This is a genomic window from Umezawaea sp., assembly GCF_036375055.1.
Classification (GTDB): domain Bacteria; phylum Actinomycetota; class Actinomycetes; order Mycobacteriales; family Pseudonocardiaceae; genus Umezawaea.
On record NZ_DASUSQ010000166.1, the window covers coordinates 1 to 25,183 of the forward strand.

General features: G+C 73.1%; 14 protein-coding genes and 1 pseudogene. 7 read left to right on the plus strand and 8 right to left on the minus strand.

Features of this window, described 5'->3' with window-relative positions:
- Positions 1-947, minus strand: a 947-nt coding sequence (locus VFZ92_RS38915; RefSeq protein ID WP_330882519.1) for a S8 family peptidase, incomplete at its 3' end; no start/stop codon positions are given.
- Positions 948-1,443: 496 nt separating this feature from the next.
- Between VFZ92_RS38915 and VFZ92_RS38920 the strand changes: the two genes are divergently transcribed.
- The gene (locus VFZ92_RS38920) at positions 1,444-2,250 is read left to right on the plus strand and encodes a hypothetical protein (RefSeq protein ID WP_330882521.1); all 807 of its coding nucleotides are present in this window, start codon (positions 1,444-1,446) and stop codon (positions 2,248-2,250) included.
- Here the strand turns inward: VFZ92_RS38920 and VFZ92_RS38925 are convergent.
- The 7 genes and pseudogenes from VFZ92_RS38925 to VFZ92_RS38955 all read right to left on the minus strand — a co-directional run bounded on the left by VFZ92_RS38925 (position 2,247) and on the right by VFZ92_RS38955 (position 10,935).
- Entirely contained in the window at positions 2,247-3,392 is a 1,146-nt protein-coding gene (locus VFZ92_RS38925) for an acyl-CoA dehydrogenase (RefSeq protein WP_330882523.1), read from the minus strand. The two genes, VFZ92_RS38920 and VFZ92_RS38925, sit on opposite strands and share 4 nt — an antisense overlap.
- Positions 3,389-5,281, minus strand: coding sequence for a biotin carboxylase N-terminal domain-containing protein (locus VFZ92_RS38930; protein WP_330882525.1), 1,893 nt, complete (start codon positions 5,279-5,281; stop codon positions 3,389-3,391). The genes VFZ92_RS38925 and VFZ92_RS38930 overlap by 4 nt, the downstream gene beginning before the upstream one ends.
- A 7-nt stretch (positions 5,282-5,288) precedes the next feature.
- On the minus strand, positions 5,289-6,884 hold the full coding sequence (locus tag VFZ92_RS38935; protein WP_330882527.1) for an acyl-CoA carboxylase subunit beta: 1,596 nt from the start codon (positions 6,882-6,884) through the stop codon (positions 5,289-5,291).
- A complete protein-coding gene (locus VFZ92_RS38940; RefSeq protein ID WP_330882674.1) occupies positions 6,881-8,023 on the minus strand; it encodes an acyl-CoA dehydrogenase family protein in 1,143 nt (380 codons plus the stop codon). Before VFZ92_RS38940 ends, VFZ92_RS38935 begins: the two co-directional genes overlap by 4 nt.
- A gap of 2 nt (positions 8,024-8,025) precedes the next feature.
- A pseudogene (locus tag VFZ92_RS38945) lies at positions 8,026-9,524 on the minus strand (acyclic terpene utilization AtuA family protein).
- Between the two features lie 56 nt (positions 9,525-9,580).
- Positions 9,581-10,330: a TIGR03084 family metal-binding protein gene (locus VFZ92_RS38950; RefSeq protein WP_330882529.1), complete on the minus strand. Its 750-nt coding sequence runs from the start codon at positions 10,328-10,330 to the stop codon at positions 9,581-9,583.
- Positions 10,331-10,338: 8 nt separating this feature from the next.
- Positions 10,339-10,935 (minus strand): TetR/AcrR family transcriptional regulator, encoded by a 597-nt coding sequence (locus tag VFZ92_RS38955; RefSeq protein ID WP_330882531.1) that lies wholly within the window; start codon positions 10,933-10,935, stop codon positions 10,339-10,341.
- A gap of 266 nt (positions 10,936-11,201) precedes the next feature.
- Here VFZ92_RS38955 and VFZ92_RS38960 point away from each other — a divergent pair, with 266 nt between their 5' ends.
- From VFZ92_RS38960 to VFZ92_RS38985, 6 genes are all read left to right on the plus strand, one after another.
- The gene (locus VFZ92_RS38960; protein WP_330882533.1) at positions 11,202-12,005 is read left to right on the plus strand and encodes an SGNH/GDSL hydrolase family protein; all 804 of its coding nucleotides are present in this window, start codon (positions 11,202-11,204) and stop codon (positions 12,003-12,005) included.
- A 261-nt stretch (positions 12,006-12,266) separates the two neighbouring features.
- The gene (locus VFZ92_RS38965) at positions 12,267-18,791 is read left to right on the plus strand and encodes an SDR family NAD(P)-dependent oxidoreductase (RefSeq protein ID WP_330882535.1); all 6,525 of its coding nucleotides are present in this window, start codon (positions 12,267-12,269) and stop codon (positions 18,789-18,791) included.
- Between the two features lie 5 nt (positions 18,792-18,796).
- Positions 18,797-22,948, plus strand: a complete 4,152-nt coding sequence (locus VFZ92_RS38970; protein ID WP_330882537.1) for a beta-ketoacyl synthase N-terminal-like domain-containing protein — start codon at positions 18,797-18,799, stop codon at positions 22,946-22,948.
- Positions 22,945-23,259, plus strand: a complete 315-nt coding sequence (locus tag VFZ92_RS38975) for a phosphopantetheine-binding protein (RefSeq protein WP_330882539.1) — start codon at positions 22,945-22,947, stop codon at positions 23,257-23,259. The genes VFZ92_RS38970 and VFZ92_RS38975 overlap by 4 nt, the downstream gene beginning before the upstream one ends.
- Entirely contained in the window at positions 23,256-24,056 is an 801-nt protein-coding gene (locus VFZ92_RS38980) for an alpha/beta hydrolase (protein WP_330882541.1), read from the plus strand. Before VFZ92_RS38975 ends, VFZ92_RS38980 begins: the two co-directional genes overlap by 4 nt.
- On the plus strand, positions 24,053-25,183 hold the full coding sequence (locus VFZ92_RS38985; RefSeq protein ID WP_330882543.1) for a glycosyltransferase: 1,131 nt from the start codon (positions 24,053-24,055) through the stop codon (positions 25,181-25,183). Before VFZ92_RS38980 ends, VFZ92_RS38985 begins: the two co-directional genes overlap by 4 nt.

Genomic DNA, 25,183 nt, shown 5'->3' on the forward strand with positions numbered 1-25,183 from the left:
GCGAAGACGTCGAGCACGGAACCGTAGTTGGAGTAGCTGGCGCGGGCGTCGGTGCGCTCGGTGGCGCCGACGGTGATGGCCTGCGTGACGCGGGCCGGGGAGAACGTGGAGGCGTTGGCGTTGCTGTTGCCCGCCGCCACGCCGTAGGTGACGCCGCGCGCGATGGAGGTGCGCACCGCGTCGTCCAGCGCCGTGGAGGCGCCGCCGCCGAGGCTCATGTTGGCCGTGGCGGGCTTGACGTGGTTGTTGGTGACCCAGTTGATGCCCGCGACGACACCGGCGGTCGTGCCGGAGCCGTTGTTGTCGAGCACGCGGACGGCGACGATCCGCACGCCCTTGGCGACGCCGTACTGGCTGCCGCCGATGGTGCCCGCGACGTGCGTGCCGTGGCCGTTGCCGTCCTGGGCGATGTTGTCGTTGCTGACGGCGTCGTAGCCGTTGACCGCGCGCCCGCCGAAGGTCTGGTGGCTGATGCGGACACCGGTGTCGATGACGTAGGCGTTCACGCCCGCGCCGGTGGTGGTGTAGCTGTAGGAGGAGTTGAGCGGCAGGTTGGCCTGGTCGATGCGGTCCAGCCCCCACGACGGCGGGTTGGTCTGCGTCGCCTGGATGCTGAAGACCTGGTTCTGCTCGACGTACTCGACCGACGGGTCGGCGGCGAGGCGCTTCGCCTGCTTCTCCGACGCGCTCGTCGCGAAGCCCTTGAACCCGCCCTCGTACGTGCGGTCGATCTTCGTGCCGAACTTCGACGCGAGGGAGTCGGCGGACGCGGTGGAGAAGTCCTTGAGCTTCACGATGTAGCTGCCGGGGATGGCCTGGGGCGATCCGGCCGCCAGGATGCCGCCCTCGGCGGCCTGCGCCGTCCCGGCCGCCATGGTGATGGTCGCCGCGGCGACGATCACCGCACCGGCACCGGCCAACCAGCGCACCTGTCGTGTTTCGCGCATTCGTCTGTTCCTGTCGTTCGCAGGGAACGGTCGACGAAGTGACCCGCGGGCGGGGGAAGACGGGGACGACGACCGCATGTCACGCCCTGAGCAGGCGCTCCACGTCTTCCGAGGTTATTGGCGTTCCCAGGTGTCCGAAATAGACCAGATGCCCCAGCCGCTCCGAGGGCTCTACTGCACCGGGGCCACGACGATCGTCGTCATACCTTCGGCGGTACGCCTCCGACCGAGCACAGGTAATGAACAGGGCCGAAAGTCTCAAGAATCCAGTGTTTCTTTAACAGTGTCAGCATACGGAATTCTGCGGAACATCCCCGAACGGCTGTACCGGACCACTGTTTTGCCCCAGTAGGGTCGCTCCCGCTGAAGTTCCTTCTGAACGGAGTGGGTAATGGTCGGCCACACCACCGAAACGGCCGAGGAGTTCGCCGAAACACTGCGTGCCGCGATACGTGCGAAAGGCCTCAGCCTGGACCGCATTCGGCACCGACTGCACATGCGGGGCGCCCCGATCAGCATCACGGCGTTGAGCTACTGGCAGTCGGGCAGGCGCAGACCGGAAAGACCGGATTCGCTGCTCGCGTTGAGCCACCTCGAAGACGTGCTCGACATGCCGGAAGGCGCGTTGAGCCAACTGCTCGGCCCGCCGCGACCCCGTGGTCGTGGCCGAATCCGCCAGCCGGAACCGCAGGTGCAGGGCATAGGCCGGGACAACGTCCGGCTCGCCCAGCTGCTCGCCGGTGTCGACACCAGTTCCGACACCGGGCTGAACCGGGTCTCCCAGCAGGACCGCGTCGAGATCGGCGCCGAGGGCGGGACCCGGAGGGTGCGCTCGCGGCAGACCCTGCGAGCCGACCGCGGCGGCGTCGACCGGTGGGTGCTGGTCTACGACACGGACGCGCCGGGCAACCCCCTGCCGACCATCGGGATGCTCCGCTCGTGCAGGCTGGGGCGACTGATAGCGGACCCGACCAGTGGCATCCTGGTCGCCGAACTCCTGTTCCCGAGACCCCTGCGGCAGGGTGAGACGCTCGTGCTGGAGTACGAGCTGCTCCAGGGTGAGGCGCCCTACCCGGCCTTGGAGACCTCGCACTTCCGTCGTTTCCGCCTCCCCGTCCGCGAGTACGCGCTGGAGGTCAGGTTCGACAGCCGCAGCCTGCCCGCGCGGTGCGAGCAGTTCTGCACCCCGGACCTCGCCACCGGGGCCGCGGTCAAGGTGGACGACTGGGGCTACGCGCACGCGAAGGCGCGCGACTTCGGCCCCGGAATCTTCGGCATCCGCTGGGAATGGTCCTACAACTAATACGACCGGGGCAGGTTCAAGGTGTGCTGCGCCACATAGTTCAGGATCATTTCCCGGCTCACCGGGGCGATTCGCGAAATACGTGACGCGGTCAACAGCGAAGCGAGTCCGTACTCGGTTGCCAAGCCGTTGCCGCCGTGGACCTGGATGGCCAGGTCGACGGCCGTGGCGACCGCTTCACCGGCCGCGTACTTCGCCATGTTGGCCGACTCGCCCGCCGCCCTGTCCTGCCCCGCGTCGTACAGCGCCGCCGCCTTCTGCGTCATCAGCCTGGCCAGTTCCACCTGGATGGCGCACTGGGCGAGCGGGTGGGACAGGCCCTGGTGGGTGCCGATGGGCGCACCCCACACCGACCGCGTCCGCGCGTACTCGGCGGCCTTGTCCAGTGCCCGGCGCGCCATGCCGGTGGCGAACGACGCCGCCATGATGCGCTCCGGGTTGAGCCCGGCGAACAGCTGGGCCAACCCGGCGTCCTCGGAGCCGACGAGGGCGTCCGACGGCAGGCGCACGTCGTCGAAGAACATCGTGAACTGCTTCTCCGGCGAGACGATGTCCATCTCGATGGGCCGGTAGGTCAGCCCGGCGGCGTCCGTCGGCACGATCAGCAGCGCCGGACCGGTCGCCCCGATCGCCACGACCAGCACGGCCCGCACCTCGTCCACACCGGAGATGTAGTACTTGCCGCCGCTGAGGACCCACTCGTCGCCGTCGCGGCGGACCTTCGTGGTGAGCTTGTGCGAGTTCGAACCCGCGTCGGGCTCGGTGATCGCGAACGCCATCTTCGTGGTGCCCTCGGCGAAACCGGGCAGCCACCGCTCCTTCTGCTCGGCGGTGCCGAACCGGGCGATCACGGTCGCGCAGATCGCGGGCGACACCACCATGAGCAGCATCGGACTGCCCGCCCTGGCGAGTTCCTCGCAGACGGCGGCCAGGTCGCCGATGCCGCCGCCACCCCCGCCGAACTCCTCGGGAACCGCCACCCCGAGGTAGCCGAGCTCGCCCGCCTCGGCCCACAGCTCGTCCGTCTTCTCGCCCGCGCGGGCCTTGGCGGTGAAGTACTCCTGCCCGTAGCGGGACCCCAGGTCCGCCACGGCCGCGCGCAGCGCCCTGCGCTCGTCGGTCTCGGTGAAGTTGACGCTCATGACTCTCCCTCTGCGACTTCGTCCTCGGCCACGACGACCAGCACGTCGCCGGAATCGACCTGGTGCCCTCGGGTGACGCGCAGCTCGGCGACCGTTCCCGCCGTCGACGCGAGGACGCGGTGCTCCATCTTCATGGCCTCCAGCACGAGCAGTTCCGCGCCCGCCTCGACCCGCTGCCCCTGCTCGACCGCGACCCGCACGACCGTGCCGGGCATCGGGGCGACCGTCGCGCCCGGCGCCACCGTCGCCACCGGTTCGGGAAAGCGCGGAACGGACCGGAGCGTCACCGCGCCGAGGGGCGAGTCCACTTCGACCGAATCGCCGTAAACGCTGACGTGGAAACGGTTTCGCAAACCGTCACGTTCCAGCACGGCGGATTCCCCGTCGGCGGAGACGACGGTGAACGGCAGGCTCGTGACGATGCCGTCGCGGGTGTGCCGGTAATCGACTTCGACGTTCTCGTACCTCACGCGCTGTGGTTGCGAGGGCAGGTTGCGCCACCCGATCGGCAGAGCGCCGGTGTGCCGTCGTGCCGCCTGCGTGAGCGCGGCGGCCAGTGCGCTGCCCGTCAGGTCGCGTTCGCGGGCCTCGGTGAGGCGGTGCTCGTCGAGGAAGCCGGTATGGGTCTCCCCGGAGAGGAACGCGGGGTGCCTCAGGACGTCCACGAGCAGGGCCCGGTTCGTGACCAGGCCGTGGATGCGGGCTGCCGCGAGGGAGGCGGCGAGCTTGCGGGCGGCGCTCGTGCGGTCCGGCGCCCAGGCGATCACCTTGGCCAGCATCGGGTCGTAGTGCACGCCGACCACCGAGCCGTTCTCCACGCCGCTGTCCACGCGGACGTCGCCGGGCACCTCGAACCGGTGCAGGGTGCCGCTGGCGGGCCGCCAGTCCCTGGCCGGGTCCTCCGCGTACAGGCGCACCTCGATCGCGTGGCCGTTCGGCGCGGGCGGCTCGGCGGGCAGCCGCGCCCCCTCGGCGACGGCGATCTGCCACGCCACGAGGTCGACGCCGAAGACCAGCTCGGTCACCGGGTGCTCGACCTGGAGGCGGGTGTTGACCTCCAGGAAGTGGAAGTCGCCGTCGGAGAACAGGAACTCGACCGTGCCCGCGCCGACGTACCCGATGGCCTCGGCGGCGGCGGTCGCGGCGGCGCAGAGCCGCTGCCGCGCCCCAGGGTCCACGGCGGGGCTCGGCGTCTCCTCCACTATCTTCTGGTGCCGCCGCTGGATCGAGCACTCGCGCTCGCCCAGGGTCCACACCGTGCCGTGCGCGTCTGCGAGCACCTGCACCTCGACGTGCCGCGCGCCCTCCAGCAGCGGTTCGCAGAACACCGTGCCGTCGCCGAACGCCGACTCGGCCTCCCGGCGCGCGGCGGCGACGCCGTCGGCCAGGTCCGCGCGGGACCGCACCTCGCGCATCCCCCGGCCGCCACCGCCCGCGGACGCCTTGACCAGCAGTGGGAAGTCTGCGTCGGTGACCGCGTCCGGGTCCAGTTCGGCCAGCACGGGCACACCCGCGGCCGCCATCCGCTTCTTCGCCGCGACCTTGGAGCCCATCGCCTCGACGGCCTCGGGCGTCGGACCGACCCACACCAGCCCGGCGGCGAGCACCGCGCGGGCGAAGTCGGCGTTCTCGGACAGGAACCCGTAGCCGGGGTGCACGGCGTCCGCGCCCGCGCTCACGGCGGCGGCGACCAGCAGGTCGGCCCGCAGGTACGTCTCGGCCGGGGTGGCGCCGGGCAGCCGCACGGCGGCGTCGGCCTCGGCGACGTGCGGCGCGTCGGCGTCCGGGTCGGAGTGCACGGCCACCGGCGAGATGCCGAGTTCCCGGCACGTGCGGATGATCCGGCGGGCGATCTCGCCCCGGTTCGCGATCAGCAGTGTCTGGATCATCGCCCCATCACATCCGGAAGACGCCGTAGCCCTCGGCGCCCTTGATCGGTCCGCTGTGGATCGCGGACAGGCAGAGGCCGAGGACGGTGCGGGTGTCGCGGGGGTCGATGACCCCGTCGTCGTAGAGCCGCCCCGACAGGAACGCGGCCAGGGACTGCTGCTCGATCTGCCCCTCGACCACCTGCCGCATGGCGGCGTCGTGCTCCTCGTCGTAGTGCTGCCCCTTCGCCGCGGCGGCCTGCCGCCCGACGATCGACAGCACGCCCGCGAGCTGCGCGGGGCCCATGACGGCCGACTTGGCGTTGGGCCAGGTGAACAGGAACCGCGGGTCGAACGCCCTGCCGCACATGCCGTAGTTGCCCGCGCCGTAGGACGCGCCCATGGTCACGGTCAGGTGCGGCACGGTGCTGTTGGACACGGCGTTGATCATCATCGCGCCGTGCTTGATGATGCCGCCCTGCTCGTACTGGGCGCCCACCATGTACCCGGTGGTGTTCTGGAGGAACAGCAGGGGCGTGTCGGCGGAGTTCGCGAGCTGGATGAACTGGGTCGCCTTCTGCGACTCCTCGCTGAACAGCACGCCGCGCGCGTTGGCCAGGACACCGACCGGGTACCCGTGCAGGTCGGCCCAGCCGGTGACCAGGCTGGTGCCGTAGCCGGGCTTGAACTCGTCGAACCGCGAGCCGTCCACGATCCGCGCGATCACCTCGCGAGGGTCGAACGGGATCCGCTGGTCGGTCGGCACCAGCCCCAGCAGCTCCTCGGCGGGGTACGCGGGCTCCTCGACGGGTTTCGGCGCGGGGCCGAGCTTGCGCCAGTTCAGCCGCGCCACGATCCGGCGGGTCAGCCGGATCGCGTCGACCTCGTCCTCGGCGACGTAGTCCGCCAGGCCCGACACCGTGCCGTGCATGTGCGCACCGCCGAGCGCCTCGTCCTCGGCCTCCTCGCCGGTCGCCATCTTGACGAGCGGCGGACCGCCGAGGAACACCTTCGACCGGTCCTTGATCATCACCACGTGGTCGGACATGCCCGGCACGTACGCGCCGCCCGCCGTGGCGTTGCCGAACACGGCCGTGATCGTCGGGATGCCCGCCGCCGACAGCCGGGTCAGGTCGCGGAACGCCCGTCCCCCGGGGATGAAGATCTCCGCCTGGCTCGGCAGGTCCGCACCGCCGGACTCGACCAGGCTCACCACCGGAAGCCGGTTGGCGAAGGCGATGTCGTTGGCGCGGAACGTCTTGCGCAGCGTCCACGGGTTGCTCGCGCCGCCGCGCACCGTCGGGTCGTTCGCGACCACCAGGCACTCGACGCCCTCGACGACGCCGATGCCGGTGACGATGCTGGCGCCGACCGGGAAGTCCGTGCCCCACGCGGCCAGCGGCGACAGCTCCAGGAACGGGCTGTCCTGGTCGAGGAGCAGTTCGATCCGCTCGCGGGCCAGGAGCTTGCCGCGCCCGTGGTGCCGCTCGGTGTACTTCGGGCCGCCGCCCGCGAGCGCCTTGGCCTGCTCGGCGTCCAACTCCTCGATCTTGGCCAGCAGCGCGGCCCGGTTGTCGCGGTACTCCGCCGATCCGGTGTCCAGCACCGAGCGCAGCGCGGTCATGACGTGAACCCCAATCGTCGTGCGGCCAGCTCGGCCATGACCTCGGTCGTGCCGCCGCCGATGCCGAGGATGCGCGAGTCGCGGTAGTGCCGTTCGACCTCGGCGTCGCGCAGGTAGCCGAAGCCGCCGTGCAGCTGCACGGCCTCGTCCACCACGAAGTCGCACGCGGCCACGGCGGCGTTCTTCGCGAAGCACACCTGCGCCACGCACTCGCGGCCCTCGGCCACCATGGCGGCGACCTCGCGGGTGTAGGTGCGGGCCAGCTCGATCCGCTGCGCCATCTCGACCAGCTTGTGGCTGACCAGCTGCCGCTTCACCAGGGGCTTGCCGAAGGTCTCGCGGGTGCGGACGTGGGCGAGCGTCAGGTCGAGGCAGCGCTGGGCCGTGGCGTAGGCCTCCACGGCCATGGTGATCCGCTCGACCTGGAACTGCCGCATGATGAGCGCGAACCCGCCGTTCTCCGGGCCGACGAGGTTGGCCGCGGGCACGCGGACGTCCACGAAGGACAGTTCGGCGGTGTCCGAGCAGTGCCAGCCCATCTTCTCCAGCCTGCGCACGACCTGGACGCCGCTGTCGACCACGAGCAGGCTGATGCCCTCGTAGCCGGGGCCGCCGGTGCGGACCGCGGTGGTGACGAAGTCCGCGCGGGCGCCGGAGGTGATGAACGTCTTGGTGCCGTTGACGACGTAGTGGTCGCCGTCGCGGACGGCCGTGGTGCGCAGCGCGGCGACGTCCGAGCCGCCGTCCGGTTCGGTGATCGCCAGGGAACCGATCAGCTCGCCGTCCAGCGTCGGCCGGACGAACCGGTCGACCAGGTCGGGGCTCCCCGCGTCGACGATGTGCGGCAGGGCGATGCCGTGGGTGAACAGGCCCGCGACCAGGCCGGAGGAGCCGCCCGCCTGGATGATCTCCTCGGTCACGACCACGCTGTCCAGCAGGTCGCCGCCGCTGCCGCCGACCTCCTCGGCGAAGCCGATGCCGAGCAGGCCGATCCCCGCGGCGGCGCGGTGCAGGTCGCGCGGGAGTTCGCCCGCCCGTTCCCACGCGTCCAGGTGCGGCACGACCTCGCGCTCGGTGAACCGGCGGACGGTGGCGCGCAGCTCCCTGCGCTCGGGTGTCCCGAAGAGGTCGGCGGTGATCGTCACAGCAGCTCCTCCGGGATGTCGACGTGCCGGGAGCGCAGCCACTCGCCCAGCCCCTTGGCCTGCGGGTCGAAGCGGGTGGACGAGGCCACGCCGTCGCCGAGCAGACCGAGCAGCACGAAGTTGAGCGCCCGCAGGTTCGGCAGCTCGTAGCGGACGACCTCACCCGCCTCCGGCAGGAGTTCCTTCAGCCGCGCCGCGGTCAGCTCCCGCGCGAGCCACGCGTAGGCCTCGTCGGTGCGGACCCAGACGCCGAGGTTCGCGTCGCCGCCCTTGTCGCCGGAGCGGGCTCCGGCGATCGTGCCGAGTGGTGCCCTCATGCGGTGACCACCTTCCCGTCGGGCAGCACGGCCCGGTGCTCGACCCGGTCACGGGGCACGAACGCGGCCCGGTACACGCCGAACGGCGTGCCGTCCGACGGCGGCGCGGTGACGTGGAAGCCGGGGTAGGACCCGAGCGCGAGCTCGACGGCCGTGCGGGAGAACGCCTTGGCGCGCTTCGGGTCCGGGGTCTTGATGGTCACGTGCAGCAGCGCGCTGGCCGTCTCCTCGGTGTCCGCGTCCTCCCGGTCGGTGCGGGCCAGCGTCCACGTCAGACCGTCCGGGCCGAGCGCGCCCTCCAGCTGCCGCCGCACGAGGTCGGCCTTCGCCTCGACGTCCAGTCCGCTGAGGACGAACGTGGTGCCGTTGCGGAAACCGCCGATGCTGTTCAGGCACACCTTCAGCGTGTCCGGCGGTGGGCTGCCGCGCACCCCGGAGATCCGCACGCCACGCGCGTGCGGTTCCAGGGCGATGGTGTCGAAGTGGCTGACGACGTCCGGTCCGGGGTAGGCGGGGTCGCCGATCTCGTAGAGGAGCTGGGCCGTGACGGTGTCGACCGTGACCGCTCCCCCGGTGCCGTCGTGCTTGGTGATCACCGACGAGCCGTCGGCGTGCACCTCGGCGATCGGGAAGCCCGGCCGGTCGACGTCGATCGAGGTGAAGAACGAGTAGTTGCCGCCGGTCGCCTGGGTGCCGCACTCCAGCACGTGGCCCGCGACCGTCGCGCCGGCCAGCGCGTCCCAGTCGTCGCGCGCCCAGCCGAAGTGGGCCGCGGCCGGGCCGACCACGAGAGAGGCGTCGGTGACCCGGCCGGTCACCACGACGTCCGCGCCCGCCCGCACGCACTCGGCGATGCCCCACGCACCCAGGTAGGCGTTGGCGGTCAACGACTCCGGGAAGTCGGCCCGCAGGTCGTCGCCGGTGACGACGCCGATCTTCGCGCCCACCCCCAGCTCGTCGATGGCGGCGGCCAGCCCCAGCGGGTTCAGGCCGCCCGCGTTGGCGACGACCGTGACGCCGCGCTCGACGGCGAGACCGAGGCAGTCCTCCATCTGGCGCAGGAACGTCCTGGCGTAGCCCAGGTTCGCGTCCCTCATCCGGTCGCGGCCGAGGATGAGCATGGTCAGCTCGGCGAGGTAGTCGCCGGTGAGCACGTCGAGGTCGCCGCCCTCCAGCATCTCCCGCACGGCGCTGAGCCGGTCGCCGTAGAAGCCGGAGGCGTTGCCGATCCTGATCACGACCGCGCCCTCCCCCCACCGGGAGGCCCCGCGAACGCCTGGGCGATCGGCAGCCACTCCCGCGCCACCGGACCGACGGCCGTCACGTCCAGGTCGTCGCGGTGGCGGCGCTGGGTGACCAGCAGGCAGAAGTCCAGCGCCTGCCCCGTGACGCGGTTCTCCGCGTCCTCGGGGCCCCACGTCCACACGCCCCCGCCGGGTGCCGCCAGCTCGACCCGCACCGGGTCGGTGGGCGGCGCGAGGTTGTTCACCAGGAAGGCGAACGCGACCGTGCGGGCGCCGATGTGCGCCACGTGCCGCAGCCGGTCGGACGGCGCGCGGACCACGCCGAGCGCGTCGGCGACGTCCTGCCCGTGCGCCCACGTCTCCATCAGCCGGGCCGTCGCCATCGACGTCGCGCTCATCCGGGGGCCGAACCACACCAGCTTCTCGCCCGCGGGCACCTCGGCCAGCGCGGCGGACAGCTCGTCGCGGCCCGTTCGCCAGTGCGCCAGCAGGTCCGGGCGCTCCGCGCCCTCGGCGGCGGCCCGGTCCACCGTGCGCTCGTCGTACCCGGCCAGCCCGGCGGTGAACGCGTCGGGGTCGCGCACGGCCAGCAGCGACGCCCGGTCCGTCCACGCGAGGTGGGCGACCTGGTGGGCGATCGTCCAGCCCTCGGCCGGTGTCGGCACCGACCAGTCGTCCAGCGGGGCGACCAGGTCGTCCAGCTCACCGCTCTCGACGCGGAGGTCGTGGAGCACGTCCATGATCACGTTCAGCTCTCCTCAAGGGCGGCTTCGAGCATCGTCGCCCAGTGCCGGACGATGCCCTCACGGCGTTTGCGGTCGTCCGCGAGCTGGTTGGCCAGCGCCAGGCCGCGGACCAGGTCGAGGGTGATCTGCACGGCCTCGCGGACACCGGGCCGCGACTCGTCGAGGCCCAGCAGCTCCACCGCGAGCCGGTGCGTCTCGCGGCCGATCCTGGCCTGGAGCGGCAGCACGATCGTCTTCAGCTCCGGGTCGGTGCGCGCGGCGACCCACAGCTCCAGCGCGGCGGAGAACAGGTCGCTCGCGTAGAAGTCGGCGATCAGGCCGACCACCGCGACCGGGGCTCGGCCGACACCGATCGCGCGGGCCTTGAGCTGCTGCACGCTCTCCGCGCCGAGGTGCTCGACGGCCGCGGCGACCAGCTCGCCCCTGGTGCGGAAGTGGTGGAGCTGCGCGCCGCGGGACACGCCCGCGCGCTCGGCGACCAGGATCGTCGTGGTGCGCGACCAGCCCCGCTCGACCAGGCAGTCGACCGTGGCCTCCATGAGCTTGCGCCTGGTCTCCCGGCTGCGATCGGCCTGCCGCTGCCTCGCCTCGACCACCATGCCGCCGAGTCTGGCGGCCCACTAACAAACAGTCAAGCCTGATTGTTAGTGGGCACTCCGCGCCGGGGTGGTCCGTCCGCGACGAGGGGTGCGGACCCCCGCAGGTCGTGCGGATCCCCGCAGGTGGGCCGGTGGCGTAAGGAGGTAGCGACTGACCCGACCGTACGCACTTCGGTGAATTCTCGATGCGCCCCCTTTCGCTCACCGTGATCGACCGCTAACTCTTGGACGCCGTTCCCCCCTGCCCGGTGATCTACGGAGAACCAATGCGAGCGTTCCGCGCCATCGTCTTGTCAACCCTGGCCGCCCTGTCCCTGCTGGTGGGAACCACGTCCGCCGCGTCGGCCGCCCCCGCCGCGATCGGCAAGTACGTGGCACTCGGGGACTCCTACGCCGTCGGCGTGGGAACGTACGGTTACGACGACCCCAACGACCCGTGTCGCCGGGGGCCGTTCGCCTACCCCCGGCTCTGGGCCGCGGCCCACCCCTCGACCGCGTTCGTCGAGGCGTCGTGCTCCGGCGCCGAGACCGCCGACGTGCTCACCTCGCAACTCCCGCTCGTCACGCCGGACACCTCGCTGGTGACGATCCAGGTCGGCGGCAACGACGCCGGCTTCGTCGACGTGCTCGTCGGCTGCACGTTCGGGTCCGACGCGGACTGCGTCGCCCGCACCCAGGCCGCGAGCCAGGTCGTGCGCACGACCGTCGCGCCCGCCCTCCAGAAGACCTACGCCGCCGTGCGGGCCAACGCCCCCTCGGCACGCGTCGTCGTCATCGGCTACCCGCGCATCTACAAGCCGGGCGGCACGTGCTTCGGCCAGTTGAGCGCACCCAAGCAGGCCGCGATCAACGCCTCGGCCGACGTGCTGGCGAGCGTGACGGCGGCGCAGGCCTCCGCCGCGGGCTTCACGTTCCTCGACGCCCGGGCGACGTTCAGCGGTCACGAGATCTGCACGTCCGACTGGTACCTGACCGCGCTCGAAATCTTCAAGCTCAACGAGTCCTTCCACCCGAACAAAAAGGGTCACCAGCTCGGGTACTTCGCACCCCTGAACGCCATTACCGGCTAATCCGTCCGGCCACGAAATACCCCTTGGACCATTGTGTCCGAGGGGTATTCGCCATGCTCCGACCAGGACGTGACGATCACGCGTCCAATTCGTGTCAAACAGACAAAACACCAGTTCAAGCCACCTATCGTGTTACGGGAAGAGAATTAACATGTGAGCGGGATTGCAAGTTTTCAGGCCGCAAACGCATTGACCTGAACGAACCGGACCGCTTAACTCCGAGTAGTCCCTGTCACTCTTTCGAGTGTTACTGGAGTGAGAATGCGCGGGTTGATACACGGAAGCGGCACGGACGATCTGGTGATCGCGCTGAACCCGTTCTCGGCGACCTCCCCGAGGATGACGGCCGCCGCGGCGCGCGCCGGGGCGCTCGGTGTGCTGGACCTCGGCGCGGGTGACCGGAAGGCCCGGTCGGCGCTCGCCAGGACCGCCAGGTGGGCCGGTGGGGCGTTCGGCGTGCGGTTCACCGCCGGCTGCCCGCTGCGGGCCCCCGACCTGCCCGAGCAGGTGACCACGGCCGTGCTGGCGCTCGACGCCGACCTGGTCCCCGCCGACCTGCCCGGCCTGCGGGTGCTGGTCGAGGTGACCTCGCGGGAGCAGGCCCACGACGCCGTCCTGGCCGGTGCGCACGGCGTCATCGCCCGCGGCTGCGAGAGCGGTGGCCGCGTCGGCGACCTGGCGACCTTCGTCCTGCTGCAACAGCTCCTGGCCGACCTGGACGTGCCGGTGTGGGCCGCGGGCGGCATCGGGCCGAACACGGCCGCCGCCGCGGTGGCCGGTGGCGCCGCGGGCGTCGTGCTGGACGTCGGGCTCGCGCTGCTCGCCGAGTCGGAGCTGCCCGCCGACGTGACCGGTCCGCTGGCCACGATGGACGGTTCCGAGACGACCGTCGTGCACGGGCACCGCGTGCTGCTCCGCAGGGGCCCCGGAGCCCAGGCCCCGCCGGACCTCGCCGCGCTGTCGGGTCCGCTCGACGGCCGCTTCCCGCCCGTCGGGCAGGACGGCTTCCTCGCCGCCGTCTTCCGCGACCGCTGGGGCACCGTCGGCGCGGCGGTCCGCGGCGTGCGCGACGCCGTGGTCTCCGCGCTCGCCGACGGCGCCGCCGCGCTCGGCCCCGACTCCCCCGGCGCGCGCTCGCTGGGCACCGCCCTGCCGATCGCGCAGGGCCCGATGACCAGGGTCAGCGACCAGCCCGCGTTCGCCTCGGCCGTGGCCGACGGCGGTGGCCTGCCGTTCATCGCGCTGGCGCTGTCGACCGGCGAGCAGACCCGCGAGGTGCTGACCAGGACGCGCGACCAGCTCGGCGGCTCCCCCTGGGGCGTCGGCGTCCTCGGTTTCGCCGCCGAGGACGTCAAGAACGCCCAGCTCGACGTGATCCGCGAACTGCGGCCGACGCACGCGATCATCGCGGGCGGCCGTCCGGCGCAGGCGGCGGCGCTGGACGAGGTCGGCGTCACCACGTTCCTGCACGTGCCGTCGCCCGGTCTGCTGCGGCAGTTCCTCGCGGCCGGGGCGCGGCGGTTCGTGTTCGAGGGAGCCGAGTGCGGCGGGCACGTGGGGCCGCGCAACAGCTTCCCGCTCTGGGAGGCGCAGCTGGCCGTGCTCGCCGAGCACCCCGCCGACGACGTCCACGTGCTGTTCGCGGGCGGCATCCACGACGAGCGGTCGGCCGCGATGGTGGCCGCGCTCGCCGCACCGCTGACCAGCCGCGGCGGCTCGATCGGCGTGCTGATGGGCACGGCGTACCTGTTCACCGAGGAGGCCGTGCGGGCCGGGGCCGTCCAGCCGCTGTTCCAGCGGCAGGTCGTGGCCGCCGAGCGGACCGAGCTGCTGGAGACCGCGCCCGGCCACGCGACCCGGTGCGTCAGCAGCCCGTTCACCGACGAGTACGCCGCCGTGAAGCAGGAGCTGCGCGACCGCGCCGTGCCCGACCGCGAGGCGTGGGAGCGGCTGGAGCGGCTCAACGTCGGCAGGCTCCGCCTGGCCAGCAAGGGGATCGAGCGGATCGGCGACGTGCTGTCCGAAGTGGACGAGGCACGCCAGCTCGACGAGGGCATGTTCATGGCCGGTGACGTGGCCGTGCTGCGGTCCGAGGTCACGACGATCGCCGCGCTGCACGAGAGCGTCACCGGCGGGGCGGCGTCGTTCGCCGCGCTGCGGGCCGCCGAACTCGGCCTGGTGGCACCGGGGCTGGACCTGCCCGTGCCCGAGCCGCTGGACATCGCGGTCGTCGGCATGGCCTGCATGTTCCCGCAGGCTCCCGACCTGCCGTCGTTCTGGGCGAACGTGCTGTCCGGCGCGGACGCCGTGACCGAGGTCCCCGCCGTCCGCTGGGACCCGGCCGTCTACTACTCCCCCGACGGCGACGGCGACCGCACCCCGTCGCGCTGGGGCGGGTTCCTGCCCGAGATCCCGTTCGACCCGTTGAAGTACGGCATCCCGCCGACGTCGCTGGCGAGCATCGAGCCGGTGCAGCTGCTGGCGCTGGAGGCGGCGTCGCGGGCGCTGGCCGACGCCGGGTACGCCGACCGGCCGTTCGACCGGTCCCGCACGTCCGTGGTGTTCGGCGCGGAGGCGGGCAGCGACCTGTCCAACGCCATGACCCTGCGCACGGTGCTGCCGAGCTACTTCGGCGACGTGCCCGCGGGTCTGCGCGACCAGCTCCCGACGCTGACCGAGGACTCGTTCCCCGGTGTGCTCGCCAACGTGATCGCGGGCCGGATCGCCAACCGGCTCGACCTCGGCGGCGCCAACTACACCGTGGACGCGGCCTGCGCGTCGTCGCTGGCGGCGGTGGACGTGGCCTGCAAGGAACTCACGAGCGGCACCAGCGACGTCGTGCTGTGCGGTGGCGCTGACCTGCACAACGGCATCAACGACTACCTGCTCTTCTCCTCGGTGCACGCGCTGTCGCCGACCGGCCGCTGCGCCACGTTCGACAGCTCGGCCGACGGCATCGCGCTCGGCGAGGGCGTGGCGTGCGTGGTGCTCAAGCGCCTCGCCGACGCCGAACGCGACGGCGACCGGGTCTACGCGGTGATCAAGGGCGTCGGCAGCGCGAGCGACGGCCGGTCGCTCGGCCTCACCGCTCCCCGGCCGGAGGGCCAGCGCAACGCCCTGGAGCGGGCCTACCGCAACGCGGGCATCTCGCCGTCCGAGGTCGGGCTGGTCGAGGCGCACGGCACCGGGACGGTCGTCGGCGACCGCACCGAGCTGGCCACGCTCACCGACGTGTTCGTCGAGGCGGGCGCGGGTGTCGGCGGCTGCGCCGTCGGCTCGGTCAAGTCGCAGATCGGCCACACCAAGTGCGCCGCCGGGCTCGCCGGACTGATCAAGACCTCGTTGGCGCTGCACACGGGCGTCCAGCCACCGACGCTGCACGTGAGCAGGCCGAACTCCGCGTGGGTCGCGGACACCAGCCCGTTCACCTTCCACGCCGCGCCGAGGCCGTGGGCGGCCGAGCCCGCCGACCGGGTCGCCGGGGTGAGCGCGTTCGGGTTCGGCGGCACGAACTTCCACGTGGTGCTGCGCGGCCACGACGGCGCTCCGCCGCCCGCGCACGGGCTGGACGAGTGGCCCGCCGAGCTGTTCACGTTCCGCGGCGAGGGCGCGGTGCGGGCCGCCGAGGAGCTGCTGGAACTGGTCGACGCGGGCGGGTGGCGGCTGCGCGACTACGCGGCGAGCGCCGCCGCGCGCGCGGACCTGGCAGGCGGCGAGGTGCGGTTCGCGGTCGTGGCGTCCGATGTGGACGACCTGGCCGGGAAGCTGCGCCGGGCGCTCGCGGGCGAGGACGCGCCGTCCGAGGGGATCTTCCAGGCCTCCGGCGTGTCCGGCGAGGTCGCGTTCCTGTTCCCCGGTCAGGGCAGCCAGCGGCCCGGCATGTTCGCCGAGCTGTTCGTCGCGTTCCCGGAGTTGCAGCGGCACCTCCAGGTCGGCGCTCGGTGGGCCGACGTCCTGCACCCGCCGACGGCGTTCGACGCCGAGGAGCGGGCGGCGCAGCAGGCCAGGCTGACCGACACCAGGGTCGCCCAGCCCGCGCTGGGGATCGTCGGACTGGCCGCGCACGACCTGCTGGCGATGGCGGGCGTCGAGCCGGACATGCTGGCGGGCCACAGCTTCGGCGAGCTCGTCGCGCTGGCCGCGGCGGGCGCGCTGCCCGCGGAATCCCTGCTCGCGCTGAGCGCCGCGAGAGCTGAATCGATCCTCGCCGCGACCGGCGCCGATCCGGGCGCGATGGCGGCCGTGACCGCGCCCGCCGCGGACTTCGAGGCGCTGCTGCCCCCGTCGGTCGTGGTGGCCAACCACAACTCGCCCGCGCAGACCGTGGTCTCCGGTCCGACCGCCGACGTCGAGGCGGCGGTGGAGTCGTTGCGCGCGAACGGGTTCAGCGCCAAGCGGATCAAGGTCGCGTGCGCGTTCCACAGCCCGCTGGTCGCCTCGGCCGGCGAGGCGTTCGCCGAGGCGCTGACCGACGTGCGCGCGCCGGAGCTGCCGGTGTGGTCGAACCGGACCGCGGCGGTCTACCCCGAGGACGTGCGCGCGGAACTGGCCGCGCAGATCGGGTCGCCGGTGCGGTTCGCCGACCAGGTCGAGGCCATGTACGCCCACGGGGCGCGGGTGTTCGTGGAGGCCGGGCCGGGGTCGGTGCTGTCCGGCCTGGTGTCCGCGACCCTCGGCGACCGGCCGCACCGGACCGTCGGTCTGGAGTCGCACGGGCAGGGCCTGCGCGGTTTCCTCTGCGCGCTCGCGCGGCTCGCCGTGGCGGGCGTCGCCCCGCGCACCTCGTGGCTGCACCGCGGACGCGACTCGGTCGACGCCTCCGCGCCCCGCACGACCCGTCCGGCGGGCTGGACCGTCGACGGCCACCTCGTCCGCACGGCCGCGGGCGTCATCCCGACGGGCGCGCTGCGTCCGGCCGAACGCGTTCAGGAGATCCCCATGGCGGCCCACGGCGGCGGCGGTTCCGACGAGGCGCTGATCGCGGAGTTCCTCCGCGGCAGCCGCGAGATGATCGCCGCGCAGCGGGACGTCCTCCTCGGCTACCTCGGCGCGTCCGACCGGGTTCCGGTCCAGCGCGCTCCCCAGCCGCAGCCGGTCGTGCTCCAGCCCGTCGTCGTCGAGCACGCCCCGGTGGCCGTCGCCCCGACGAGCGTCCTGGAGTCGGTGCTGGCGATCATCGCGGAGCGCACGGGCTACCCGATCGACATGATCGAGCCGGACCTGGACCTGGAGGCCGACCTCAGCGTCGACTCCATCAAGCGCACCGAGATCGCAGGCGAACTCGCCATCCGACTCGGCGTCACCGCCGACCTCGACCAGCTCTCCCGAGCCCGCACCGCCGCCGCCATCACCGCACTGCTGGGCGGAGGCGGAGCGCCCGCGCCGAAGGCGGTCGCGCCCGCCGGGGCCGAGGCGGTGGTGATCGCCCCGCGGCGGCTGGTGATGACGGAGTTCGCTCTGCCGGCGGCGGTCGCTCCGGAGTCGTTGGCGGGACAGCGGTTCCTGCTCGTCGGTGACGGCGGGGAACTCGCCGCGACGCTGGTGGGCCTCGGCGCCGAGGTCACCCGCGACCCGGCCGAGCGGGTCGACGGCGTCTTCCACCTCGACCGCGACACCGAACTGCCGGAGGCGTTCCCGCTGCTGCGGGACCTGCTGGCGGGCGGTCCTCGCCACCTGGTCGTCGTGGGCGGCGGTGACGGGCTGCGCGGGTTCACCCGCAGCGCGGCCAGGGAGTACCCGGACACGGCGGTGAAGGTGGTGGAGTTCGACGGCGAGGTCCTGCCGGACGCGCTGGTCGCCGAACTCGGCGCCACCGACGGCGAGGCCGTCGTGCGGATCACCGACGCGGGCCGGGTCGGGCTGCGGATGGTCGAGACCGACCTGGGGCTGCTCGGCAGCTCCGGCGCGGGCCCGGCGGGCGACGGTGCCGCCGAGGCGCTGGCCATCGGGCTGGACCGCGACTCCGTGGTGCTGCTGGTGGGGGGCGCGAAGGGCATCACGGCCCGGTTCGCGGCCACGCTGGCGAGCGCGAGCCGGTGCCGGATCGAGCTGGTGGGCCGCACGGCGCCGCCTGCCGAGGACGAGCCGCCCGCCATCGCCGCGGCGGCCGACCCCGCCGCCCTGCGCGCCGCGCTGATCGCGGGCGGACTGCGGGTCCCGGCCGAGATCGAACGGGAGATCGGGCGGATCGAGGCCGTGCGGGAGGTGCGCGACACCGTCCGGCGGCTGACCGAGCTGGGCAGCGCGGTCCGCTACCGCTCCGTGGACACGCGCGACGTCGAGGCCGTGCACCGCGCGGTCAAGGAGATCCACACCGAGCACGGCAGGCTGGACGGCGTCGTGTACGCGGCCGGGGTCATCGAGGACAGGCTGATCGCGGAGAAGACCGCGGAGTCGTTCGGCCGGGTGTTCGGCACCAAGGTCGACGGCGCCAGGACGGTGCTCGACGCCGTGGACGACCTGCCGAACGGGCCGCGGTTCGCGGTGTTCTTCGGCAGCATCGCCGCCGTGCTGGGCAACCGCGGCCAGTCCGACTACGCCGCCGCGAACGACGCCCTGGAATCGGTGGCGCGCCGGTGCTCCTACCGCGCGCTGACCGTCCACTGGGGACCGTGGGCGCCGACCGGGGTCAACAACGGCATGGTGACGCCGGAGCTGATGCGGTCCTACGCCAAGCGCGGCATCAAGCTGATCGACCCGGAGGAGGGCGCGCTCAGCCTGCTGCGCGAACTCGCCTGGGGCCCGGAGGAGCTGGACTCGGTGGTCTACACGGCATCGGGCTGGTGACGGCGATGAGCACCCCCGTCGCCATCGTCGGCATGTCGGTGCTGCTGCCCGGTGCCCCCGACCTGGACACGTACTGGCGCAACATCACCGGTGGCGTGGACGCGATCACCGAGGTGCCCGCGGGCCGCTGGGACGCCGACTACTACGAGCCGGACCTGGAGCGCCGGGCCGACCGGGTCTACTGCCGCCGCGGCGGTTTCGTGGACCCGCTGGCCGAGGTCGACGTCGTGAGCTTCGGCATCATGCCGAACTCCGTCGCGGGCACCGAACCCGACCAGCTGATCGCCCTGCACGTCGCGGCGGCGGCCATCGCGGACGCGGGCGGCGACGCCCGGCTGCCGGTCGACCGCGAACGGGTCGGCGTGGTGCTCGGGCGCGGCGGCTACCTCACGCCCGCGCTGGCCCGGCTGGACCAGCGGGTCCGGACCGCGCGGCAGCTCGTGCGCACGCTCGGCCAGCTCATGCCGGAGCTGGGCGACGAGAAGCTGGAGCAGGTGCGGCAGGCGTTCAGCGACCAGCTCGGGCCGGACTCGCCCGAGTCGGCCATCGGGCTGGTGCCGAACCTCGCCGCGTCACGGGTCGCGAACCGGCTGGACCTGCGCGGCCCCGCCTACACCGTGGACGCGGCCTGCGCGTCGTCGCTGGTCGCGGTCGACCACGCCGTGCGCGAACTCGCCGACCGGCGCTGCGACGTCGTGCTCGCGGGCGGCGTGCACCACTGCCACGACATCACGCTGTGGAGCGTCTTCACGCAGCTCGGCGCGCTGTCGCCGAGCCAGCGCATCAGGCCGTTCCACCGGGGTGCGGACGGCGTGCTGATCGGCGAGGGCACGGGCGTGGTGGTGCTGAAGCGCCTCGCCGACGCCGAGCGCGACGGCGACCGGGTGTACGCGGTGATCACCGGGACCGGCGTGGCCAGCGACGGCCGGACCGCGTCGCTGGTCAACCCGGACACCGGCGGCCAGGTGCGCGCGATCCGGCAGGCGTGGCTGGCGGCGGGCACCGATCCGACCGAGCCGGGCTCGATCGGCCTGCTGGAGGCCCACGGCACGGCCACCCCCGCCGGTGACGCGGCCGAACTCGCCACGCTGGCCGAGGTGTTCGGGCCCGCCTCCGCGACCGACCGGCCGGTGATCGGCTCGGTCAAGTCCATGATCGGCCACACCATGCCGGCCGCGGGCGTGGCGGCGCTGGTGAAGGCCGCCCTGGCCGTGCACCACGGCGTCCTGCCGCCCACCCTGCACTGCGACGACCCGAACCCGGCGCTGGCGGACACCCGGTTCCGGCCGATCGCCGAGGTGCGGCCGTGGACCGGCGAGGTGCGGCGGGCGGGCGTGAACGCGTTCGGGTTCGGCGGGATCAACGCGCACGTCGTGCTGGAGCAGGCGCCGACGAGCAGGCCGGGACCGGCGGCGGTGCGGGAGCCCGAGCGGGTGCTGCGGCTGTCCGCCGCGTCCCCCGGCCACCTGGCCGCGCTGCTGGACACCGACGACGCGACCGTGCTCGCCGCGAGCCTGGACGAGCGCGAGGCCGCGACCGGGCCGACCCGGCTCGGGATCGTCGACCCCACGCCGAAGCGGCTCGCCCTGGCGCGCAAGGCCGTGGCCAAGGGCGCGGGCTGGCGCGGTCGCAACGACGTGTGGTTCGCGCCGACGCCCCTGCTGGGCGACGGCGGCGGCAAGCTCGCGTTCGTCTTCCCCGGCCTGGAGGCGGAGTTCGCGCCGTCCGTGGACGCGCTCGCCCGCCGGTTCGGGCTCGACTGGCGCTCCGAGGCGCTCGTCGGCGACGTCGGCAGGCACGGCACGGGCGTGTTCCAGCTCGGCAGGCTCCTGGACACCGTGCTGCGGGGGCTCGGCGTGCGACCGGACGGCGTCGCGGGGCACAGCGTCGGCGAGTGGACCGCCATGGCCGCCGGGGGGATCCACTCCGCGCACCAGGTGGACGCGTTCCTCAGCGCGTTCGACCCGGACGCGCTGCGCGTGCCCGGACTGGCGTTCGCTGTGCTCGGCGCCCCGGCCGACCGGGTGCGGGCGGCGCTGGCGAACCAGGACGAGGTCGTGCTGTCCCACGACAACGCGCCGAGCCAGTCGATGGTGTGCGGGCCGTCGGAGGCGGTGGAGGCCCTGGTGTCGACGTTCCGCGCCGACGGCGTGATCAGCCAGGTGCTGCCGTTCCAGTCCGGTTTCCACACGCCGATGCTCACGCCGTACCTCGGGCCGATCCAGCGGGCCGCGGAGACCTACGACATCAACCCGGCGCGGGTGCCGGTGTGGTCGGCCACGACCGCGAGCGAGTTCCCGACCGACCCGGACGACGTGCGCGACCTGTTCGTGCGGCACCTGCTGGAGCCCGTGCGGTTCCGGCCGATGGTCGAGGCCATGCACGCCGCCGGGTTCCGCGCGTTCGTGCAGCTCGGCGTCGGCCAGACCGGCTCGCTGATCACGGACACGCTCCAGGGCCACGACACCCTCGTCGTGTCCGCGCACTCCCCGCACCGCGACGGTGTCGACCAGGTGCGCCGGGTCGTGACCGCGCTGTGGGTGGACGGTGCCGAGCCGGACGTCCGACCGCTGCTGCCCGAGTCGGCCCGCCGCCGCCGGGCTCCGGTCCGGCTCGACCTCGGTGGAGCGCTGATCACCCTGGACGAGCACACGCGCCTGCGGATGCCGGGCCAGGCGTCCGCCCTGGACGGTCTGGTCGACGGCTCGCCGCTCGCGGCCGAGTTGTCGTTGCTGCTCAAGGACACCGCCGACGTGGCGGCCGAGCTGCTCACGCGGCGCGGGCCCACCCCCGTCCCCCCGCCCCGACGGCTCGACGGCGTGCTGCGGGTGTCGGTCGACACCATGCCGTACCTGCTGGACCACTGCTTCTTCCAGCAGCGCCCCGGCTGGCCCGACCACGTCGACCGGTGGCCGGTCGTCCCTGCCACGACCGTGATCGGCCACCTGATGGCGTTCGCGGAGCAGGCCGCACCCGGCAGGCGGGCCGTCGCGGTGCACGACGTGCGGCTCAGCCAGTGGATCACGGCCATCCCGGCGGTCGACGTGCCGGTCAGCGTCGTGCCCGCGGGCGACGACCGGGTGCTGGCCGCGCTGGGCGGCTACTCCCGCGCCGTGGTCGAACTGGCGGCGGGGTTCCCGGCGCCCGCGGCGGAGCCCTGGACGTTCACCGACGAGCGGACGCCCGACCTGACCGCGCGCGAGCTGTACGACGAGCGCTGGATGTTCCACGGTCCCCGGTTCCAGGGGGTCGAGGAGCTGACGGCCATCGGCCCGCGGCACGTGCGCGCCAGGCTGGTCACGCCCGCCGCGCCCGGCGCGCTGCTGGACAACGTCGGCCAGGTGCTCGGCTACTGGATCATGGCGTCGCTGCCGGACCGCACCACGGTGTTCCCCGTCGCGATCCACCGCATCCGCTTCCACGGCGACCACCCGGCCGCCGGTGAGGAGCTGGAGTGCCTGGTGCGCATCACGTCCGTCACCGACGGCGCCCTGACGGCGGACATGCAGCTCGTGCACCGCGGACGCGTGTGGGCGGAGTTCGACGGGTGGTCCGACCGCCGGTTCGACAGCGACCCGAACATCCGCGCCAACGACCGCGCCCCCGGCCGCCACACGCTGTCCACCGTGGAGGACGGCGGCTGGACGCGCGTGCACGAGCGCTGGCCGGACCTGGCGACCCGCGAGCTGATCATGCGCAACCAGCTCGGGAGCGCGGAGCGCGAGCAGTACGACCAGCAGTCGCCGCGCGCCAAGCGGCAGTGGCTGCTGGGCCGGATCGCGGCCAAGGACGCCGTGCGGCGGTGGATGTGGGAGCACGGCGCGGGCGAGGTGTTCCCGGCCGAACTCCTGCTGCGGGACGGCGAGGTCGTCGGCGTGCACGGGCGGGAGGCGCCCGCGCTGACGGTGTCGGTGGCCCACCACGGGGAACTGGGCGTCGCCATCGCGGGACGTGGTCGGTGCGGCATCGCCGTCGAGCCCGCCGACGACCCGGATGCCGTGTCGAAGGCCGGTGAGGCCGCCCTGGCCGCGGCGTTCGGAGGAGGACCCGCGCCGTCGGAGGTGCGGTGGGCGCGGATCGGCAACCCGCCGGGTCTGCCGAGCAGGGAGTACGTCGTGGCCTGGACGGCCGAAGACGAACAGGAGATGAGCACATGAGCGTCGACACCACCGCCCCGGTCACCGAGGACGCGGTACTGGCCGAGATCTCCGGGATGCTGCGGGTCCTGCTCGACGAGTACGGCCTCGACGACGTCGAGATCACCCTGGACACCAGGTTCCACGAGGACCTGGAGCTGGAGAGCATCGACCTCGTGTCGCTGTCCGCCGACCTCAGGGAGCGCTACGGGAACCAGGTCAACTTCGCCGAGTTCATCGCGGGCTTCGACCTGGAGGAGATCATCGCGATGACCGTCGGCCAGCTGGTCGACCACGTCGTGGTGTCGCTGCGCGAAGCGGCCCGCGGATGACGAAGATCCTCGCGGGCGACCTCGACACGCACGTGCAGCGCCTGCCGCCGACGATCCCGGTCGACGGCGAGGCACCCGTCGTGGTGTTCATCCACGGCCTGCTCACCGACAGCCTGGCGAGCTACTACTTCACCCTCGGTCCGGCGTTCGCCGCGGCGGGCGTCGACGTGGTGATGTACGACCTGCGCGGGCACGGCAAGTCCGGCAGGCCCGCGACCGGGTACCAGCTGGAGCGGTTCGTCGCCGACCTGGTGTCGCTGCTGGACGCCATGGACATCACCCGGCCGGTGCACCTGGTCGGCAACTCCTTCGGCGGCAGCATCGCGTTCGGCCTCGCCGCGGCGCACCCGGAGCGGGTCGCCACGGTGATCGCCATCGAGGCCGAGCCGCCGGTGCGGGCGTGGACCGTGCGGATGGCCGAGGGCCTGGACCTGGCCAAGTCGCAGCTCACCCAGGACGAGGTGATCGACTGGATCGCGGTCAACAACGGCAGGCACACCGCCCGGCTGTCGCGGGCCGCGGGCAGGCTCCTCCAGATCACGTCGATGCTGGAGGACATCCCGGTCAGCGACACGATCTCCGACGACCTGTCGGCGATCCGCTGCCCGGTGCTCGCGATCTTCGGCGCGGACTCGGGGCTGTCGCGGCAGGTGCCGTACTTCGAGTCGTACCTGGCGTCGTGCCGCACGGTCGTGCTGCCCGACCAGGGCCACTCGGTGCTGATCGAGCGCACGGACGAGACCCGCGACGCGATCCTGGGCTGGGTGCGCGACCACGCGTTGGGCCGCGTCGGGTGAGCCGGTTCCTCTTCGTGGTGCCGCCGCTGGTCGGGCACGTCAACCCGACCGTCGGGGTGGCCGCGGAACTGGTGGCGCGGGGCCACGAGGTCGCCTGGGCCGGGCACCACGACGCGATCGGGAAGCTCGTCGGCCCCGACGCGCGGGTGTTCGGCTGCGCGTCGCCGGAGCTGGTGCCCCGGAGCGCGGACCTGACCGGTCCGGCCGCGTTCCGGTTCCTGTGGCAGGAGTTCCTGCTGCCGCTGGGCGAGGCCATGCAACCCGGTGTCCGCACGGCGATCAGGGCGTTCCGGCCGGACGTCGTGGTCGCCGACCAGCAGGCCGTCGCGGGCGGGCTGGTCGCCGAGGACCTCGGCCTGCCGTGGATCACCTCCGCCACGACGTCCGCCGAACTCGTGGACCCGCTGTCGGGCATGCCGAAGGTGAAGACCTGGCTGGCCGAGCGGATCGACGCCCTGCGCGGCGGGACCGGCGGACCGGACCCGAGGCTGTCGCCGCACGGCATCCTCGCGTTCACCACGCGGGAGCTGCTCGGCGAGGTCGACCTCCCGCACGACGACGTGTGGCTGGTCGGCCCCTCGATCGTGCCCCGACCGTCCACGGCGGACTTCCCGTGGGAGTGGCTGTCCCGTGAGAAGCCCACCGTGCTGGTCACCCTGGGCACGGCCAACGCCGACGCGGGCCACCGCTTCCTCGCCCACGCCGCGCAGGCGGTGGCGCGCCTGGACGTGCGGGCCGTGCTGGTCGACCCGGACGGCTCGCTGACCGAGGTCGGCGACGACGTCCTGGTGCGCGGGCACGTCCCGCAGCTCGACCTGCTCCCCCACGTCGACGCCGTGGTCTGCCACGCGGGCCACAACACGGTGTGCGAGGCCCTCTGGCACGGCGTTCCCCTGGTCGTCGCCCCGATCCGCGACGACCAGCCCATCGTCGCGGGCCAGGTGGTCGACGCGGGCGCGGGCGTGCGGGTGCGCTTCTCCCGCGCCACCGCGACCCACCTGTCCGACGCCGTCACGGCCGTGCTCGACGAGGCGAACGGCCACCGCGAGGCCGCCGCGCTGGTCGGCGACTCGTTCCGCGCGGCGGGCGGCGCGACCCGCGCCGCCGACCACCTCGAGAAGGTGTGA

What these genes read in the sequence shown, in the direction of transcription:
- VFZ92_RS38920 (WP_330882521.1), top strand. Translation starts at nt 1,444, where the DNA reads ATGCGGGGCGCCCCGATCAGCATCACGGCGTTGAGCTACTGGCAGTCG.
- VFZ92_RS38925 (WP_330882523.1), bottom strand. Translation starts at nt 3,392, where the DNA reads ATGAGCGTCAACTTCACCGAGACCGACGAGCGCAGGGCGCTGCGCGCG.
- VFZ92_RS38930 (WP_330882525.1), bottom strand. Translation starts at nt 5,281, where the DNA reads ATGATCCAGACACTGCTGATCGCGAACCGGGGCGAGATCGCCCGCCGG.
- VFZ92_RS38935 (WP_330882527.1), bottom strand. Translation starts at nt 6,884, where the DNA reads ATGACCGCGCTGCGCTCGGTGCTGGACACCGGATCGGCGGAGTACCGC.
- VFZ92_RS38950 (WP_330882529.1), bottom strand. Translation starts at nt 10,330, where the DNA reads ATGGACGTGCTCCACGACCTCCGCGTCGAGAGCGGTGAGCTGGACGAC.
- VFZ92_RS38955 (WP_330882531.1), bottom strand. Translation starts at nt 10,935, where the DNA reads ATGGTGGTCGAGGCGAGGCAGCGGCAGGCCGATCGCAGCCGGGAGACC.
- VFZ92_RS38960 (WP_330882533.1), top strand. Translation starts at nt 11,202, where the DNA reads ATGCGAGCGTTCCGCGCCATCGTCTTGTCAACCCTGGCCGCCCTGTCC.
- VFZ92_RS38965 (WP_330882535.1), top strand. Translation starts at nt 12,267, where the DNA reads ATGCGCGGGTTGATACACGGAAGCGGCACGGACGATCTGGTGATCGCG.
- VFZ92_RS38970 (WP_330882537.1), top strand. Translation starts at nt 18,797, where the DNA reads ATGAGCACCCCCGTCGCCATCGTCGGCATGTCGGTGCTGCTGCCCGGT.
- VFZ92_RS38975 (WP_330882539.1), top strand. Translation starts at nt 22,945, where the DNA reads ATGAGCGTCGACACCACCGCCCCGGTCACCGAGGACGCGGTACTGGCC.
- VFZ92_RS38980 (WP_330882541.1), top strand. Translation starts at nt 23,256, where the DNA reads ATGACGAAGATCCTCGCGGGCGACCTCGACACGCACGTGCAGCGCCTG.